This window comes from Aliidiomarina halalkaliphila, assembly GCF_007096385.1.
GTDB lineage: Bacteria > Pseudomonadota > Gammaproteobacteria > Enterobacterales > Alteromonadaceae > Aliidiomarina > Aliidiomarina halalkaliphila.
In genome coordinates this window covers 106,693-124,575 of sequence record NZ_VJWL01000003.1, presented here as the reverse complement: position 1 = coordinate 124,575, position 17,883 = coordinate 106,693, and the positions used below count along the sequence as shown (strand labels likewise).

Sequence of the window (17,883 nt, the reverse complement as noted above, 5' to 3'; positions counted from 1 at the left end):
AGGTCCTTTCTGGCGTTTCTAAAGTGAGTCATTCGCGTCCTTGGCTTCTAATTGTGCGAGCCTAGTTAGCCCTTCTATTTGATCAAATAAACGAACAATACTGGAGAATTTTTCATGGATAACATTCCTACTTAAAGCACTTATTTAAATACCCTAAAGGGGTAATGGCATTAACCAGAAGATTCCCCCCCTCAATCAGGGAAAGATATAAATTACCACCTTCGGGCTTTGGGGTTCGATGTAAGAATATATTAAGTATGTTAATGCATACCATCAATTATGTGAGGCTGCAGTGAGTAACTTAATCGCGTCAAAGCCTCCTTCCGCTCCTCAAAGTAATCATGCCGATCATAAATCCCCTCAACACCTTTGAGCTTGTGGTTTAAGCATCGCTCAGCCACATGCCCAGGAACACCCAAACTGGCGAGTAGAGTACGGCAGGTTCTGCGCAGGTCGTGAACTCGGAAATACTCAATATCACCCATCAGGTTTTCTGGCTGCTTCTTCTTGCCCGGGTCTCGACCAAACATCTTACCAATTGCACGATTCAGGGTATCGGGCCCCATATGAGGCTGTTTCGCTAAACGCCTACTCGGCAGTACATACTCAGATCCACACGCTCTCAATTTAAGCTCTGTAAGCATTTTTAAGGCTAGTTCAGGTAATGGGATAACAAAACCTACACCAGACTTGCTTCGCTCCTTAGGAAGCTCCCACGTGCCCTTTTCGAGATCGAATTCTTGCCACTTTGCTTCGCACAGTTCGGATTTACGCACCCCAAGTAAAAGCAATAACGCACACGCCAAATAGTTATCCCGAGTAAACACCATTGGGTTGTCGCGAAACACCTTGAATACGTGCTTTATTTCATCGAGTGTAAGGGCACGATCACGGCTAGATTCTAAACCACCAGCATCACTGACTTGAAAGGCGCTCGCCGGGTTACCCCCGACGACGTCTAGTTTTATGCCGTGATTGAAAAGTTGCTTGCAATACATCAGTGCATCGTTGGAGATTGTTGGCCGTCCGGAGTCATTGATTGATGTGATGATCTTGCGAATGTCTCGCGCGGTAACTTGATTCAGTGGAATATCACCGATGTGAGGCTGGATATCTTTGCGGTACACCCGAGCAGGGATCTGTGAGTGCTTTAGACGTTTCTCATTACTTTTTTGCCAGTCCTCGAACAAGTCATCAACCGTTACGAATTCCTTTTCGGTGGCCTTGCGCTTGAGGGCGATTGGGTTTTGTCCCTCACGCACCAGTACCGATTGTTGCGTTGCCAGAGCTCTCGCTTGCGCCAGCGAAAGTTCATTAAGCTTGCCTAGTGTCATCTCACGGCGCTTCTTACCAGCGCTATACCTAAACATCCAATAAGGGTTACCCGGCTCACCAGAGGTTGTGGTGGGCACCACAAGATATAACCCACCACCATCAGAGTGCCTACCCACCTGAGATTTTGCTAATTTCGCGACTTGTGTAGCGGTTAGTTTAGTCAAGGCTATGATTCCCTTAATGTTTTCTCAGCGAGCAATTCACCCACCACATCAACTAAATCGAACTATAGCACACCCACCACTTTACCCACCACTTTTTAGTTAACAGCCATGAACAAGCGCGAACAACTACAACCACATAATCAAGATAAGCTATTGATTTTAATAAGTTAAAACCAACAAATAAACCACCAGAATCACTATTCAATATTCTGAATCTGCTCCCGCATCTGCTCAATCAACACCTTCACTTCCACTGCGGCATTGGTAATCTCCGCATTGATGGATTTGGAGCCTAAGGTGTTCGCTTCGCGGTTGAATTCTTGCATCATAAAATCGAGGCGTCGGCCGCAGGCGCCGCCTTTGCGCAAGATACCGCGGGTTTCTTTGATGTGCGAGTCGAGGCGGTCGAGTTCTTCTGCTACGTCCATCTTCTGCGCCAGCAGCACCATTTCTTGGGTGAGTCGCTCGGAGTCGAGTTCGATTTTGGCTTCTTCAAACTTGCTGCGTAAACGCTCACGCTGCCATTCCACCACTTCTGGCATGCGGCTGCGTACAAAGCCGGCTTGCTCGCTAATGCCCTCTAAGCGGGTTTCGATCAGCTCGCGCATGTTTGCGCCTTCGCTGGCACGGGCTTCAATAAATGCGGCGAGCGTGCGCTCGAACGCTGAGAGCAAATCTTGTTGAATGGCGTCCATATCGGCGTCTTGGGCTTCGAGCACGCCGGGCCACTTAAGGATGTCGAGGGGGTCGATAGACGCTTTCGCGCCATTGCCCTGCACCCATTCGGCGCTGCGCAATACGGCTTTGGCCAGCTCTTCGTTTACCTTGAGTTCGGTATTGGCACCTGGGTTGGCGTTAAAGCGCAAACCACATTCTACTTTACCGCGGTTCAGGGCGTTTCGCAGGCGATCACGCAATACGGTTTCCATGCCGCGAAACTGCTCAGGCAAACGGAAGTAGGTTTCCAGATAGCGTTGGTTCACTGAACGGAGTTCCCAAACGGCGCTGCCCCAATCTGCTTTAATTTCTTCGCGTGCGTACGCGGTCATGCTGTAGATCATGATTGCTTCCTGTTGTGCCGTTGCCCTAGTTCGGTGCGTGTTGTGGGCGGGCGAAAGTTCTTTTTTTAAGTTCGTTACCAACGTACCGTAACGAAAAGTGCGTTGGGTACTGTTCTAGCCTTGCTGCCAACGCGCCGTAACGGAAAATGCGTTGGCTACTAAATGCCATATTGGCTGCGGTATTCCCGTACTTTTTCGAGCATGGCTTCTTGTCCGGCCTGCTCGCTTAAATAGTCGATAATGTCGCCTAAGGTGACGATGGCGATTACCGATGCATTATAGTCCCGTTCTACTTCCTGAATAGCAGAAAGTTCGCCGCGGCCTTTTTCTTGGCGATCGAGGGCAATCAGCACGCCTGCCAACGATGCGCCATTAGCTTCCACGATGTCCATGGATTCGCGAATCGCGGTGCCTGCGGTGATTACGTCGTCGACCAACATGATGCGGCCTTTCAGCGCGGCACCCACTAAGCTGCCGCCTTCGCCATGATCTTTTTTCTCTTTGCGGTTAAAGCAGTAGGGCACGTCTTTTTGATAGTGCTCGTACAAGCTCACCACGGTCGCGCTGGCAATCGGGATACCTTTGTAGGCAGGCCCGAACAGTACGTCGTAATCGATGCCTGAATCTTCCAGTGCGGCGGCGTAATAGCGCCCTAATTTAGCCAAGTCAGCGCCGGTGTTAAACAGCCCAGCGTTAAAAAAATACGGGCTGGTGCGGCCCGATTTTAGGGTAAATTCACCAAACTTTAGCACGCCCTTGCCAAGGGCAAATTCGATAAACTCGCGCTGATACGGCTTCATGCAATCAGGGCCTCTTTCTGGATGTCGTTAAGTTCGCGGATGGCGTGTTTGGCCAGCTCCACCATGCTGTTCATTTCTTCGAACGAGAACGGTTCAGCTTCGGCGGTGCCTTGAATCTCGATGATTTTGCCGGTGTCGGTCATCACCACGTTCATGTCGGTTTCGGCGGCGGAATCTTCTGGGTAGTCGAGGTCAGCCACTGCTTCGCCTTTGTAGATGCCCACAGAAATTGCGGCCACCATGCCTTTGAGTGGGTTTACTTTAACTAAGCCTTTCTTACGCATGTAGCTAATGGCGTCGACCAGAGCAACGCAAGCGCCGGTAATCGATGCAGTGCGAGTGCCGCCGTCGGCTTGAATCACGTCGCAATCCACGGTGATGGTGTTCTCGCCAAGGGCGCCTAAATCAACCATGGCACGCAGTGAGCGAGCGATTAGGCGTTGGATTTCCATGGTACGTCCGCCTTGCTTGCCCCGTGCGGCTTCCCGGTCTGAGCGGGTATGCGTGGCCCGTGGCAACATGCCGTATTCGGCGGTAACCCACCCTTGGCCTTTGCCTTTTAAGAAGCGTGGAACGCCTTCTTGGACGCTGGCATTACACAGCACTTTGGTATCACCAAACTCAATGAGTACGCTGCCTTCAGCGTGGCGCGTGTAGTTCCGAGTGATGCTAACGGGGCGAATTTGTTGCGCGGTACGGCCGCTTGGACGCATGAGTAAACCTCGATGGTTATAAAAGGATGGGCGATCTAAACGCCGCTATTATAGGCGAAATGCGCGGGGATTTGTAGCCAACGCATATTCGGTTACGGGGCGTTGCTTGCAATGAGCCCAAGCCGGGGCGATGCGCCCAACGCGCTGCGTTGGGTACATCTGACTGGCGGCCAACGCGGTGCATTGGGTTCACTGAGCCGGGAGGCCAATTTGCCGCCATGGGCGGTGCGTTGGCTACTGGGTGGCGATACCCATAATGCCGTTCATGATTTGGCAGCGACCGCGGGAAAGTTCGAGTTCACTGTCGTCGTTTACGCGCATCATGAGTTCGAAGTTCTCTTGCAACAGGCGAAGCTCATTGCGACCACGACACACAGTATCGATGTTATCGAAAATACCCGAATCACCTAAGAAACGATTCGTCGTCGATTCAGGACGCACAAACTCTTGGGGCGCCATCACCGCATCGATTAATCGGCCACCGCTAAGTTGCCCCAAAGTTCCGGTGCGCAAGTAGTGGAAAGTAGACGCGAGCATGGTGTCAGTGCCCATGGCTCCTTCCAACAAGATCACACCTTCGCGTCCGCCAATTTCAAAGGCGCCTGTGCGCGTGTTCATCCGAATGGCTGTATCCCGGTCAATACCCATAGCCAACGGTGAGCGGGTATCAGCGGCTAAGCGCAATAACCGACCTTGCCGGCCTCGGTGCGACACATCGGTATCGATAATGCCAAATCGAGCAAATCCTAATCCACCTAGGGGTTCATAGGTGAGGCTATTCCCGCTCAAATTGCGCGGGCATGTGTTATCCAAGCCACAGTCTGGCGGTGGAGGCCGACGTGCGATGGAGCCTTCCGCAACGGCTGATCGACTATGACCATTGGTAATCATGTTAGCGCTTACTAAGGCGGCAGCCCCTTCGCCAGCTGCACCAATGGCTAAATTGCCTTCAGTGAAGCGCTCCTGCATGGCCGTTAATAACGCCACGGGGCGATTATCTCGGAAAAATGTTTGCTTCAACCGGTCGGCGCTGCCGCCGGTAATAAACACGGCATCGGCATTCGCCAACATGCTTTGCCATGCGAGGGGATCCCGACAAAACGCGATCTGCTGTCCATGACGCACCGGATCGACACGATCTCGGTCATAGGTACCACTGAGTTCGCGACGTAACGCTTCCAAATCTTGGCAGCGTCCGCTTGCTTGCGCCGCGGAAACAGCAATATCTAACGGCATCCACGTGGCTTCGGCACCTGCTTGATTAAAGGCTTGTACGTGAGAATCTACATTACGGAAAGTATCGCGCTCACCGGCGGTAATCACCAAAATACGCGCTGGTCGTTCATTGGCAATGCCATGCATGGATTCCGCCATGGCCACAAATTGCGTAATAAACTCCGCAGAAAAATCATCGTTCATGGCGAGATTAACCACTTCGTCTAAACCTTCTAAACGGGGCATCTCCAAGTTATCTAAGATGCGATTGTACTCAGCATCCGATAAGCGCATTAATAAATCGAGGTAAGCGCGCGAGCGGAAGCGGTCGACAAGGCGATGTTCCGAGACCACGCCGCGGGCAAAGTAATCCACCATTTCCCGCAGCATTTCATCCAGTTCTTCACGCACGCCTTGGCGATCACGCGGCCAAATCGCTTGGCGCAAGGCGCTGCTGCGACGAACATCGGTGAGTTGAAATAGACGAGACGTGCGCATGTCGTTGGCGTTAATCCACTCGTCGTTGGCGCAGTAATCAGAATTCATACTCGAGCAAATGCGCAGCTCACTGCCGATGAGCATGAGGTTCCACTGAGGATCCTGTGGGCTTGGACTCTCTGCCATAGCGGCTCCACTCATTCCGAGCGTGAGCACCGACAGTACAACTTTCCAATTTAATGTCATGCGAACCTTACCTTTCACCTTTATCTGAGGATTCAGAATGTCTGTGCGATTATCACACGGATACATGAATCACACAAAAACAGTCCGCAAATTCAGACTACACCAGCGCCTGTAAGTTTCTCACCATGCGATAGTATGATTGTTGGGCTAACCCATGAAACCCTGACATGAGCTTAATCTCCAGAGCGTTTCTTTGAGTTTGTTCGGTTAAGACACCGACAACGACTCTGGTAGCCTCGATAAATCACCGTATAATAGAGCTCAAATCTATTCACCCTTGAACTCGTCTATGTTTCATATTGCACTTCATACGCCTGTGATGCCGGCCAATACGGGCAATATTATTCGCCTCTGTGCAAACACGGGGTGTCAATTACACCTAATCGAACCCCTCGGGTTTGATTTCGAAGAGAAGAAACTGCGTCGCGCCGGGCTTGATTACCATGATTTAGCCAACGTGACTCGCTATCCTAACTACGATGCCTTTGCTCAGGCCATGGCGGGCAAACGAATTTTCGCCTGCACGACTAAGGGTAGTAAAAATTACGCCGACGTGCATTATGAAGCCGGCGACGTATTGCTATTCGGATCGGAAACCGCAGGATTACCACCAGAAATTCGTGATGCTTTTGCGCCGGATCGCCGTATTCGCATTCCCATGCAACCCAACTCGCGCAGCCTCAATTTAGCCAATTCCGTATCCGTCATCACCTACGAGGCCTGGCGCCAGCTCGGCTTCGCCGGCAGTTAACCATTTTATGTGCCAACGCACCGCGTTGGCCAAACCCAGCCTCCAACGCAATGCGTTGGCTACCTAGTTTCTTCAAAAAATGTCAAAGCGGCGGTGATGGCCATGGCGCGACGGGCATCGCTTTCCATAAGAATTTCATGATAGCTATCGGGAATCTCTTTTAATTGCGAGCGCTCGTGAGTTAGCTTCTCAGCAAAGCGTTGATGTCCACGGGGATCGACAATACGATCCGCCGTGCCCGAGAGCACCAACACAGGAATGGTGATTTTGTTCGCCGATTGGATGCACTGTTCCGCCGCCTCTAAAGCTTCGGTAACCCAATGGGTCGTAGGGCCGCCTACCTTAATGTTGGGCATGTCGGCATACATCCGACTAAAGTGCTCGTAACGCGCCTCACTATGGGTGAGCTTATTTTCGGCAAACGGTAATTTTTGATAATCGCCAGTGCCAGGTGCATACCAAAATTTACCTGGCGTGACTAATCGATTCAGCGCTGTAAGTGAACGGGTTAAAGGGCCTGCAAACCATTGTGGCCACGGCGTGGTGTTAATACCAAACATGGGTGCGCTCAGCACTAACGATTGAATCTCGTGGGGTTTGCTTTGCACATACATCGTTGCAATGGCGCCACCCATACTATGGGCGAGGATATGTACCGCTAAGTCACCTAGCCGTGGACGCAATTCCTGTACCCATTGTTCGAAATCGTGGGCATAGTCCGCGAACTGGTTCACATGGCCTTGCTCATGATGCGAGGTAAGACGCTCCGAATGGCCTTGCCCGCGATGATCGATCATGGCCACTGCGAAGCCCGCGGCCACTAACTCAAGCGCCACTTCTTGATACTTGAGATAACTTTCAACACGCCCGGGAGATACCAACACCCACGCTTTAGGTTTCGGGTGTGCCAGTACACAATAGTGAAGTTGGGTACGGTCAAAGCTGCGAAACTCATGATGTTCCGCGCGTCGAAAAAACGCATCAAGGTGGGTTCGGGACCATTCATCCCATTCTGGATCCGCGTCGCCAGGTCGTTGGGAAAGCACCCGTTCCGCCAACGCATCGAGCGCAAGCTCATTGGCACTTACATCAAATTCTGCCGCGTCACTCATAACCTAGTCATCCCTATACCACCCATGCCAACCATCCTACCCAAACAAATACATACAAAGCAACGTCCGTCAGCCTGTACCATCGTATCCAATTGTGCGTTGGCTACGTCCATATACTATCGCGTTGGCAGCAGATTAAGCGCGGAGAGGGAGCTCTAAGGTGACTTGCAAGCCGCCTTCGGGGTGGTTTTCCGCGTCTATGGTACCGCCGAGCACCGCGGTGGCCCGCTGGCACAACGCAAGGCCAAGCCCGACACCGGCACCATGATGGCGGGAAGGATCGCCACGGAAGAATGGGGCGAACATTTTCTGACGCTGTTCTTCACTCACGCCGGGCCCTTGATCGCGTACGCTAATACCAAGCCAAGGCACGCCATCGCGTTCAAACTGCGTAGCCGTGACAAACACCGAACCATCCTCTGGTCCATACTGAAATCCATTACGCACCAGGTTTTCAAAAATCAGCCGTAGCAGCACAGGATCTGAATCGATATCCGGTAACGTCTCTTTTGGTAGATGCAAGCGCCCACGCCACTTCTCGTTCACGTAATACAGATCGCTTTGCAAATCCTCGAGGATGTCCATCACAGCGATTTGCTCGTGTACTAATTTATCGAGGCCGTTTTCTAGCCGCGACAACCACAAAATACTGTCGATAATACCGCTCAAGCGGTAAATGTCTTTTTGTAACTGCAAGTAATTCCGATCGCCCTGCAATCCTTCACTTTCCATTAAGTCTAAAGCGACCTGCAGGCGCGCTAATGGCGAGCGTAATTCATGGGACACATCGCTGAGCAGCCGGCGTTGCGCATCTCGAGATGTTGCCAATTCCACAGCTGTCCAGCGCATGGTGCGCGCTAACTCACCGAGCTCATCCCGTCGACTGGGTAAACGGCGCAGCTCTGGCTCCGCCGAACCGCTGGCAATCTGACGCATGGCATTGCGCAATTGGCGCAATGGGCGCACAAACCACAGCCCCAAAATCAATGCACCTAAAAACGACACGCCAATGGCGAGCACAATGAGATTTGGTAACCACTCTTCATCGGGCTCTTGGAACTGAGCCGCAATTTCCTCTGCCGTTGAGGGACGGCTCACAACCACCCAACCCTCATTGCTCGCCATAGGACCGCCAAGTGTACGCTCCCCAAACACCAACTGAATCGGGTCGTCACTTTCCATAATACGCACAGCAATTGCGAGCTCTTGCTGAGTCAATCCCGGGGCAAAGCGCGCTTGCGGCCGCTCGGATTGTACTTCAGCTGGTGCATCGTCGGTGGATAAATCGTTGTTGGGAAGCGCTGCGATAAGGCCATTAATATCAATATCATGGGCCGCAGCGAGGGCTGCGGTATCCAAATCTGAAGTCGCTTCCAAACGTTCGTCGCTATCGGCAATTACAGCGGGTTGTAACGCCACAATTCGATATTGACCCACCAATAGGCGTCCTGGCTGGAGTAAGCCCACACTCGACGGGTGCAACAAAATCGGATCGAGGGAGCGGTGGAAATCCTCCGCGAGTGGTGCTGGCCCAGGCGGGCGCACAAGATAAAGAACCGCAGCAAGAGCTGCGGCTAAGGTGAGAAGTATGAGGGCCCAAAACAGCGCCAGCAGACGCAGTGTTAAAGACTGATACCAGCGAGTGCGGCCAGGAGCCATGGCTTACATTTCCAAAAGTTCAGGCTCTGTTACGCGATAACCACGGCCACGTACGGTTTGGATGCGTTCGGGCTGGTTTGGAAGTTTCTTACGAATATTACTAATGTGCACATCAAGGGAGCGATCAAAAGGACCCAATTGGCGGCCCAACACATGATTCGACAAGCTTTCTTTGGTAACGAGTTGGCCATGATGCATGACCAACTGACGCAACACTTCGAATTCAGTTGGCGTAAGGGTGAGCCCTTCGCCATCACAGGTGGCTTCAGCATTAACGATATCCAACTCAAAGCCAGCGAAACGAATTTGTTCGGCAATTTGGGGCACGCCTTTTCCCTTGGCACGGCGCAGCAAAGCCCGCACTCTCGCCACTAGCTCGCGCGGATAAAATGGTTTTGGCAGGTAATCATCCGCACCAAGCTCAAGGCCTACAACGCGATCCACATCGTCACCGCGAGCGGTCAGCATCAATACCGGTGTTTCAATTTCGGCGGCTCGCAGTTGCTTCAATACCTGTAGCCCGTCTATTTCCGGCAACATAATATCAAGCAAGATTAAATCAAAGGATTCACTCGTTGCAGTTTTTAAGCCCGCTTTGCCATCTTCCACGTGGGTGAGCTTAATGCCCTCACGTTTAAAAACATCCGTGAGCATTGCGCCCAAATCCGCATCATCATCAATCAGTAATAAGTGCACCACAGCTTTGCCCTCTGCTTTAAATGATTCCAATGTACCGCCTGCTAGCCCGAACAAAAGTCGATTTTCGTTCTCTTTACAATTGGCCTTTACATTGTATCTTTACACTGATCATGCCACTTTACATATAGGGGAAAGCCCTTATTTTGCAACGTTTTTATCCGTAAGTCGTTGAATTTTGCGGGTCAGCGTATTGCGACCCCAACCCAGAATCTCCGCTGCTCGTTGGCGATGACCGCCCGTCTCTTGTAAGGCAACCTCAATGGCTAAGCGTTCCACTTCATCTTGAACTTGGGTAAATATATCCTGAGCATCCGCACGGATTTCACGGCGCAAATAGGCGTAAAGCCCTTGCTGCCAATCATCAGTTTGCGGTTCCGACGTGGTGAGTTCCGGTAACTCATCTACATCCACCCAATCACCGCTAGCCATCACCGTGATCCAACGACAGAGATTTTCTAGCTGGCGCACATTACCTGGCCACTCCGCCTGCTCAAGGGCAGCCAATGCCGCTTTTGTTAAGCGCTTGGCGGGCATCTGCAAATCAACGGAGGCTTGCTGCAGAAAATGTTCGGTGAGGGCTGGTATATCACTGCGACGCTCTGTGAGAGAGGGTAAGCGCACATGGATAACATTCAGGCGATGATATAAGTCTTCGCGAAAGTGTCCTTCCGCAATGGCTTTGCGCAAGTCAATATGGGTGGCGGCGATGACACGCACATCCACAGTCGCGAGTTGATGGCTTCCTACGGGGTAGAACTGACCTTCTGCCAGCGCGCGTAGTAAACGGGTTTGCACCGCTAACGGCATGTCGCCGATTTCATCAAGAAAGAGTGTTCCGCCGTTCGCTTGTTGGAATCGACCATCACGACGCTGTAACGCGCCAGTAAAGGCCCCTTTCTCGTGGCCAAACAATTCAGATTCAATCAGTTCGCTTGGGATAGCTGCCATATTTAGGGCGACAAAGGGTTTATCGCTACGCGGGCTATGTTGGTGCAGCGCTCTGGCGACCAATTCCTTCCCTGTACCTGTGGCGCCAGTAAGAAGCACCGTCACGCTGGAGCGCGATAAGCGCCCGATGGCCCGAAACACCTCCTGCATTGCGGGCGACTCACCAATAATGCCGGTTTGCGAGGGTTGTACTTTATTGCTCGGCGCATCTTGAGTGCGTGATTTTACTGCCCGTTGAGCGACAGCAATCACATCATCGAGATCAAAGGGTTTCGGTAAGTATTCAAAAGCCCCCCCTTTGAACGCATTCACTGCGCTGGCTAAATCCGAATGGGCAGTCATCACCACGACCGGTAGTTGCGCCCAAGTGCTGCGGAGCTCTTTGAGGATTTCCATGCCGTCGATGCCAGGCATCCTTACATCGGTAAGCACCAAGTCTGGCGCTGACTCTGCATTTTTTAGCGCGTCTAAGAACGCATGGGGGTCAGCAAACATCACCGGGGTCCAGCCCGCTCCAGTAAATGCCCGCTCCAAAACCCAGCGAATCGAACTATCATCGTCGAGAACCCACACATCACGCGCCATCTACGCTACCTCCTGAGTGGTTTCGCTGCTTTCTGCATACGGTAAAAACACAGTAAATTCAGTGCAGCCAGGACGGCTATTCAGCTCTATTTTACCGGCGTGTTGGTGCACTAGCGATTGAGCAATCGACAGCCCGAGCCCCGTGCCGTTTTCTCGGCCGCTCACTAAGGGGTAAAACAAAGTATCCTTCAGATCTGCTGGCACGCCCGGGCCATTGTCTTGAATGCAAATCACAGCGCACTGGCGGTAACGCTTGCCATAAATAGTTTCTTGATGAGATACCCGGGTTTTAACCACAACTTCACCGCCGTTTTGACCTTCTACCACCTCAAATGCGTTCTTAATAATATTGAGTAACACTTGCTCGATTTGATCAGCGCTGACATGAATATCAGGCAAACTTGGGTCGTAGTCTTTGCGAATGGCGGTGTTTTCACTGTGCTCAAGGCTCAGTACATCGAGCACGCGCTGCAAAATGGCGTGAATGTTTTCGGGCGCTCGAGCACTCGGCCGATTGGGGCCAAGCAAACGATCCACCAGGGCCCGCAAGCGGTCGGATTGATCCATGATCATCTGTGTGTATTCCCGTTGGGATTCGGTGAGTTGTGATTGCAGTAATTGCGCCGCACCGCGAATACCGCCCAAAGGGTTTTTGATTTCGTGGGCAAGACCACGCACAAGTTGCTGTGCCGCTTCTAATTGATGTTGCTGCACTTGCTCTTGGTTGATTCGGCGAATCAGGTCCACTTGCCGAAGTTCTAGCAACACAACATCGCCGGATTCGCTAGCAACGCTGGGAAAACTGGCCACTGATGCTGTGAGTTCTACCGTGATGGCCTTGCCATCGTGCAGCACCCAGCTTACGTCGCTATCGGAAATGGTTTGTTGGCTTGCAAGAACAGAGCGCAGAAGGTGTAAATCAAAGCTGCTGTAGCGGAGTAGGGAATCTAGAGGAGCCCCAATTAAACGCCGTGAGCTGCCCGCGAAAATAGCTTCCGCCGACGCATTGGCGTAGCGCACCGCAAGCGACTCATCCAATATAAGCAGCCCCATCACCAACTGATCGGTGAGGTGTTCACTTACCCACGGCGACGTTGTTGCCATACCACCCTCAACTGAATATTCACGAACCCACAGTTTGCACCAACTTGGTGCAATACACAATCTCCAACAATTCCGCCCCAGGGGTACAATTCTGTTTTCGTGTATTCCACCCCTGGGGCATAACGCCATCTCCGATGTCTCCCAACTCCTCCACAACCCGCACCACACCGTGGGTTAAACAATTCCACCCCAGGGGTGCAACTCGGTTTTCGTGTATTCCACCCCTGGGGCGAAACTCTGTTTTCGTGAATTCCACCCCTGGGGCGGAATTCTGTTTTTGCCACTGCTGCAGGGATAAAAAAAGCTGCAGCGAGCGGTACCCGTGCAGCTTTCTTGTTGTGCTCAATCCCGTTAGCTGCCGGTGTCTACCGACAGCTCATCGGTATTAGCACGAGTAGTACATATCGAACTCAACCGGATGTGTGGTTTTGTTTAGTGTTTCCACTTCTGAACGCTTCAGCTTAATGTAGGCGTCGATCATGTCGTCGCTCATCACGCCGCCGGCTTTCAAGAAGTCGCGGTCTTTGTCTAAACAATCCAGCGCCATTTCTAATGAATGGGCAACGGTTGGGATCTCTTTGGCTTCTTCGGCCGGTAAATCATAGAGATCTTTGTCCATCGCATCACCAGGATGGATTTTGTTTTGGATTCCGTCGAGGCCGGCCATCATTAGTGCAGTAAAGGCTAAATATGGGTTTGCCACCGGATCTGGGAAGCGCGCTTCGATACGACGTCCTTTTGGATTTGGTACCAAAGGAATACGAATCGACGCTGAGCGGTTGCGAGCAGAGTAAGCGAGCATCACTGGTGCTTCGAAGCCCGGTACCAAACGCTTGTATGAGTTCGTCGCTGGGTTGGTGAAGGCATTCAAGGCGCGTGCATGCTTAATGATACCACCAATGAAAAACAGGGCAGTTTCTGACAGGCCGCCGTACTTGTCGCCGCTGAACAAATTCTTGCCATCTTTTGCTAACGACATGTGTACATGCATACCCGAGCCGTTGTCGCCAACGATTGGCTTCGGCATAAAGGTCGCCGTTTTGCCATAGGCGTGGGCAACGTTGTGCACTACGTACTTGTAGATTTGAATCTCGTCGCCTTTGTTCACCAAGGTATTAAAGCGCGTTGCCACTTCATTCTGGCCAGCCGTCGCTACTTCGTGGTGATGCGCCTCAACCACTAAACCCATGGCTTCCATCGTTTCACACATCACGCTACGAATATCGTGAGATGAATCTACTGGTGGTACTGGGAAATAACCGCCTTTTACGCCTGGACGGTGCGCTAAGTTACCTTCTGCGTAGTCGCGACCTGAGTTCCACTTTGCTTCTTCAGAGTCGATTTTGTAAAACGAACCGCTCATGTCAGTGTGGAAACGTACATCGTCGAATAAAAAGAACTCTGGCTCTGGGCCAAACAGTGCGGTGTCGGCAATACCGGTTGATTTCAGATATTCTTCAGCACGGCGTGCAATAGAGCGCGGGTCGCGGTCGTAACCTTGGCGGCTATCTGGCTCCAAAATTGAGCAACGAACGATAAGCGTTGGAATTTCTGAGAACGGATCCATAACCGCAGCATTGGTGTCTGGCTGCAGTACCATGTCTGATTCGTTGATTCCTTTCCAGCCCGAAATTGAAGAGCCGTCAAACATTTTACCGTCTTCGAAGAAGTCTTCGTCGATCTGCGACACAGGAATAGTCACGTGTTGCTCTTTACCCTTGGTATCAGTAAAGCGCAAATCTACAAAGCGCACTTCATTCTCTTCAATTAAATCCATAACGGCTTTAACAGACATAGTAACCTCCGGTTCGTCGCATCGTCTGTGCTTAAAAAGGTGTGGTCGACACCAAGTCGAATCACATTACGCTAGTAATTAGCGTGCTACAGATAGGTATAGCAAAGCCTATGCCAGATTGCTTACCTATTGATTTTTAAAGATTAAATAAATTCACTAAACGTAGGCAGGCGTGAGAATGGAAAATATGACATGAATTTATCGCATTTAGCACCAATATGGTGCAATTATGGCACCACTTTGGTGCGAAGTGGCGGTGGGCGTTCGCAAATACTGCCGACGCCCACCGCTAATGAGCTACTCTAAGGTAAATAGGTAATCTAACAGTGCATAATAATCATCGGTCGTAGCGATGTTTTCTGGTAATGAATTGCTAATCAAATAACGGCCATTCACCACGATAGCAGGCACGCCGCGCATATCATTTTGGCTCATATCCGTGAGATTAGCCTCCATAATCGCATCCACTTCTTCACTGTCGGCCTTGGCAAATACTTCATCTGCATCAAACCCGTGCTCTTCCATAAACTCAACCAAATCCTCACTACCGGGCAAGTTCGGTGCTTTGCTGGCATAAAATTGCAACAGCGCTGGCGTCACATCATGATCTGCCAGCAAGTCCATGGCGTGAAACACACGGCCATCGACGATCCAACGGTTGGTAAGCGAGCCGTGCCGGCGCACGAAGGTTACGTCAGGGTTCGCCTGTTTGTAACCCTGCAAAATGGGCTCAAACTGCTGGCAGTAAGGACATCCCACCCATAGGTATTCGACGATAAAGGGGGCGCTTTGATCCTGGTGCACAGGGAACTCAAGCACCCGATAATGGGCACCTTCTTGGAAGGTAAGGCTGGTGGTATCTTCTTCGGGAACTTCGCTACAGGCGCTAATCAATACAACGGTAACCAAAGCGAGAAGTGCCGAGCTGAGCCAACGACGAATCATAATGCTTCCTTATTTATAGCAGCGACGATAATTTCACGTCTAAGGCGGAATTGTTTGAAATCGTGAACTCCACCCCTGGGGCGGAATAGTTGTTCAACTCGATAGTAGCTTAGTCGAGGAGTGCGCACAAAGCGCTTTTCACATCATGCGGGAGCTAACTTGTTCATTTTTATTTTTTACAACTGCCCGCAACCCCCTGTAAATCGTTACCATTGTGTTAATTTTACGTGTCTAACTGCTATAGGTGCTTTTTTATTCAGCGAAATCAGCGTATGATCCGCCCCCCTAAGGCCCGCTGCCCTGCCTCGAATCGCTGATTCAGGGTGTAGGTGATGCCTTCTATTACAGGTTGAAAAACAGTTTTATGTCCAAAGCTATCGAAAAAATACGCAATATCGCGATTATCGCCCACGTTGACCATGGTAAAACCACCTTAGTTGATAAGCTTCTGCAACAGTCTGGCACTCTTGAGAGCCGTGGCGAAGTGCAAGAGCGCATCATGGATTCTAACGATATTGAAAAAGAACGTGGAATCACCATTTTGGCGAAAAACACCGCCATTAACTGGGGCGATTACCACATCAACATCCTGGACACCCCAGGACACGCCGATTTCGGTGGTGAAGTTGAGCGCGTACTTTCGATGGCTGACTCTGTTCTTCTGTTGGTTGACGCCGTTGATGGCCCGATGCCGCAAACGCGCTTCGTAACACAGAAAGCCTTTGCTCACGGCCTGAACCCCATCGTTGTTGTGAACAAAATCGACCGCCCAGGCGCACGTCCTGATTGGGTGGTTGATCAAGTATTCGATTTGTTCGATAACTTGGGCGCAAACAACGAGCAGTTAGATTTCCCTATCGTTTATGCTTCTGCATTAAACGGTTATGCAACCTTGGATCCAGCAAACCCAAGCACGGATATGACTCCTTTGTTTGAAACCATTATCGATAAGGTGTCACCACCGGATGCAGACTTAAATGGTCCATTGCAGTTCCAAGTGTCACAGCTTGATTACTCAAGCTACGTGGGTGTTATCGGTATCGGCCGTATCCGTCGCGGTACCATCAAGCCAAACCAACAAGTCACCATCGTTGATGCCGAGGGCAAAACCCGTAACGGTAAAATTGGTCTGGTATTTGGTTACCTCGGCCTTGACCGGATGGAAGTGACCTCCGCTCACGCCGGCGACATCTGCGCCATTACTGGTTTGGGCGATTTGAACATTTCTGACACCGTGTGTATGCATGGTCAGCCAGAAGCGATGAAGCCACTTACCGTTGATGAGCCAACTGTGACTATGACCTTCCAGGTCAACACCTCACCGTTCGCTGGTAAAGAAGGTAAGTTTGTAACATCGCGTCAGATTCTCGACCGCTTACAGCAAGAGCTCACGCACAACGTTGCATTGCGCGTTGAGCAAACCGATAACCCGGATAAATTCCGTGTATCTGGCCGTGGCGAATTGCACTTAGGCGTGTTGATTGAAAACATGCGTCGCGAAGGCTTCGAATTAGCCGTATCGCGCCCTGAAGTAATTATTAAGTATGAGAACGGCGAAAAGTTCGAACCGTACGAAACGTTGACCGTTGACGTTGAAGACCAACATCAAGGCGCTGTAATGGAAGCTTTGGGCTTACGCAAAGCCGAAATGACCAACATGAGCCCAGATGGTAAAGGCCGTACCCGTATCGACTTTATGGTACCAAGCCGTGGCTTAATTGGTTTCCAAACTGAATTTATGACGCTTACTTCAGGTACAGGTTTGATTTACCACGCATTCGATCATTACGGCCCACATAAAGGCGGTAAGATTGGTCAGCGCGTGAACGGCGTATTGATTTCAAACGCGCAAGGTAAAGCATTGGCTTACGCCCTGTTTAACCTGCAAGAGCGTGGGCGCTTGTTTGCATCACATGCAGATGAAGTATACGAAGGCCAAGTCATCGGTATTCACAACCGTTCTAATGATTTAACTGTGAACTGCTTGAAAGGCAAACAGTTAACCAACATTCGTGCGGCCGGTACTGACGAAGCGCTAACGCTAACACCACCAATTCGTATGTCACTTGAGCGTGCGCTTGAGTTTATCGACAACGATGAGCTGGTAGAAGTCACGCCTAAGTCGATTCGGATTCGTAAGAAGTTGCTCACTGAAAGTGACCGCAAGCGTGCTTCACGCCAAACCGAAGAAGCATAAAGACCTATCAAGTCAAAGCCCGGCAATCGCCGGGCTTTTTTGTATGTGTAATCCAGTACCCAACGCACCGCGTTGGCCTTGCGCATCTATCTCCACCAACGCGATGCATTGGCCTT

Annotated in this window: 14 protein-coding genes; 2 read left to right on the top strand and 12 right to left on the bottom strand. The window is 51.1% G+C overall.

Annotation, left to right across the window (positions count from 1 at the left end; all coding sequences use genetic code 11):
- Positions 1 to 260: 260 nt before the first annotated feature.
- The 5 genes from FM042_RS09210 to FM042_RS09190 form a co-directional block, all read right to left on the bottom strand.
- Positions 261 to 1,499, bottom strand: a complete 1,239-nt coding sequence (locus FM042_RS09210) for a tyrosine-type recombinase/integrase (protein ID WP_143236140.1) — start codon at positions 1,497 to 1,499, stop codon at positions 261 to 263.
- A 197-nt stretch (positions 1,500 to 1,696) separates the two neighbouring features.
- Positions 1,697 to 2,560: a YicC/YloC family endoribonuclease gene (locus FM042_RS09205; protein WP_143236139.1), complete on the bottom strand. Its 864-nt coding sequence runs from the start codon at positions 2,558 to 2,560 to the stop codon at positions 1,697 to 1,699.
- Between the two features lie 158 nt (positions 2,561 to 2,718).
- The gene (pyrE, locus tag FM042_RS09200) at positions 2,719 to 3,360 is read right to left on the bottom strand and encodes an orotate phosphoribosyltransferase (protein ID WP_143236138.1); all 642 of its coding nucleotides are present in this window, start codon (positions 3,358 to 3,360) and stop codon (positions 2,719 to 2,721) included.
- Positions 3,357 to 4,073 (bottom strand): ribonuclease PH, encoded by a 717-nt coding sequence (gene rph, locus FM042_RS09195; RefSeq protein ID WP_143236137.1) that lies wholly within the window; start codon positions 4,071 to 4,073, stop codon positions 3,357 to 3,359. The genes pyrE and rph overlap by 4 nt, the downstream gene beginning before the upstream one ends.
- Before the next feature lie 234 nt (positions 4,074 to 4,307).
- Positions 4,308 to 5,972, bottom strand: a complete 1,665-nt coding sequence (locus tag FM042_RS09190; protein ID WP_143236136.1) for a type 1 glutamine amidotransferase family protein — start codon at positions 5,970 to 5,972, stop codon at positions 4,308 to 4,310.
- 289 nt (positions 5,973 to 6,261) lie between these two features.
- On the opposite strand from FM042_RS09190, the gene FM042_RS09185 reads away from it, so the two are divergent.
- Positions 6,262 to 6,723 carry a tRNA (cytidine(34)-2'-O)-methyltransferase gene (locus FM042_RS09185; RefSeq protein WP_143236135.1) on the top strand — a complete coding sequence of 154 codons (462 nt, stop codon included), beginning with the start codon at positions 6,262 to 6,264 and terminating at the stop codon, positions 6,721 to 6,723.
- Positions 6,724 to 6,782: 59 nt separating this feature from the next.
- On the opposite strand, the gene FM042_RS09180 is transcribed toward FM042_RS09185, so the two are convergent.
- From FM042_RS09180 to FM042_RS09150, 7 genes are all read right to left on the bottom strand, one after another.
- Positions 6,783 to 7,835 carry an alpha/beta fold hydrolase gene (locus tag FM042_RS09180; RefSeq protein WP_143236134.1) on the bottom strand — a complete coding sequence of 351 codons (1,053 nt, stop codon included), beginning with the start codon at positions 7,833 to 7,835 and terminating at the stop codon, positions 6,783 to 6,785.
- A 135-nt stretch (positions 7,836 to 7,970) separates the two neighbouring features.
- Positions 7,971 to 9,494, bottom strand: coding sequence for a sensor histidine kinase (locus tag FM042_RS09175; RefSeq protein ID WP_143236133.1), 1,524 nt, complete (start codon positions 9,492 to 9,494; stop codon positions 7,971 to 7,973).
- Between the two features lie 3 nt (positions 9,495 to 9,497).
- Positions 9,498 to 10,193, bottom strand: coding sequence for a response regulator transcription factor (locus FM042_RS09170; RefSeq protein WP_143236335.1), 696 nt, complete (start codon positions 10,191 to 10,193; stop codon positions 9,498 to 9,500).
- 138 nt (positions 10,194 to 10,331) lie between these two features.
- Complete coding sequence (gene ntrC / locus FM042_RS09165) at positions 10,332 to 11,726, bottom strand: nitrogen regulation protein NR(I) (protein ID WP_143236132.1); 1,395 nt, start codon at positions 11,724 to 11,726, stop codon at positions 10,332 to 10,334.
- On the bottom strand, positions 11,727 to 12,830 hold the full coding sequence (glnL, locus tag FM042_RS09160) for a nitrogen regulation protein NR(II) (RefSeq protein WP_143236131.1): 1,104 nt from the start codon (positions 12,828 to 12,830) through the stop codon (positions 11,727 to 11,729).
- Between the two features lie 385 nt (positions 12,831 to 13,215).
- On the bottom strand, positions 13,216 to 14,625 hold the full coding sequence (gene glnA, locus FM042_RS09155) for a glutamate--ammonia ligase (protein ID WP_143236130.1): 1,410 nt from the start codon (positions 14,623 to 14,625) through the stop codon (positions 13,216 to 13,218).
- Between the two features lie 297 nt (positions 14,626 to 14,922).
- Positions 14,923 to 15,570 carry a DsbA family protein gene (locus tag FM042_RS09150; protein WP_143236129.1) on the bottom strand — a complete coding sequence of 216 codons (648 nt, stop codon included), beginning with the start codon at positions 15,568 to 15,570 and terminating at the stop codon, positions 14,923 to 14,925.
- A gap of 364 nt (positions 15,571 to 15,934) precedes the next feature.
- Between FM042_RS09150 and typA the strand changes: the two genes are divergently transcribed.
- Positions 15,935 to 17,767: a translational GTPase TypA gene (gene typA, locus FM042_RS09145; protein ID WP_143236128.1), complete on the top strand. Its 1,833-nt coding sequence runs from the start codon at positions 15,935 to 15,937 to the stop codon at positions 17,765 to 17,767.
- The last annotated feature ends 116 nt before the right edge of the window (positions 17,768 to 17,883 follow it).

Coding starts and splice junctions, on each gene's coding strand:
- FM042_RS09205 (WP_143236139.1), bottom strand. CDS start 2,560: ATGATCTACAGCATGACCGCGTACGCACGCGAAGAAATTAAAGCAGAT.
- pyrE (WP_143236138.1), bottom strand. CDS start 3,360: ATGAAGCCGTATCAGCGCGAGTTTATCGAATTTGCCCTTGGCAAGGGC.
- rph (WP_143236137.1), bottom strand. CDS start 4,073: ATGCGTCCAAGCGGCCGTACCGCGCAACAAATTCGCCCCGTTAGCATC.
- FM042_RS09190 (WP_143236136.1), bottom strand. CDS start 5,972: ATGACATTAAATTGGAAAGTTGTACTGTCGGTGCTCACGCTCGGAATG.
- FM042_RS09185 (WP_143236135.1), top strand. CDS start 6,262: ATGTTTCATATTGCACTTCATACGCCTGTGATGCCGGCCAATACGGGC.
- FM042_RS09180 (WP_143236134.1), bottom strand. CDS start 7,835: ATGAGTGACGCGGCAGAATTTGATGTAAGTGCCAATGAGCTTGCGCTC.
- FM042_RS09175 (WP_143236133.1), bottom strand. CDS start 9,494: ATGGCTCCTGGCCGCACTCGCTGGTATCAGTCTTTAACACTGCGTCTG.
- ntrC (WP_143236132.1), bottom strand. CDS start 11,726: ATGGCGCGTGATGTGTGGGTTCTCGACGATGATAGTTCGATTCGCTGG.
- glnL (WP_143236131.1), bottom strand. CDS start 12,830: ATGGCAACAACGTCGCCGTGGGTAAGTGAACACCTCACCGATCAGTTG.
- glnA (WP_143236130.1), bottom strand. CDS start 14,625: ATGTCTGTTAAAGCCGTTATGGATTTAATTGAAGAGAATGAAGTGCGC.
- FM042_RS09150 (WP_143236129.1), bottom strand. CDS start 15,570: ATGATTCGTCGTTGGCTCAGCTCGGCACTTCTCGCTTTGGTTACCGTT.
- typA (WP_143236128.1), top strand. CDS start 15,935: ATGTCCAAAGCTATCGAAAAAATACGCAATATCGCGATTATCGCCCAC.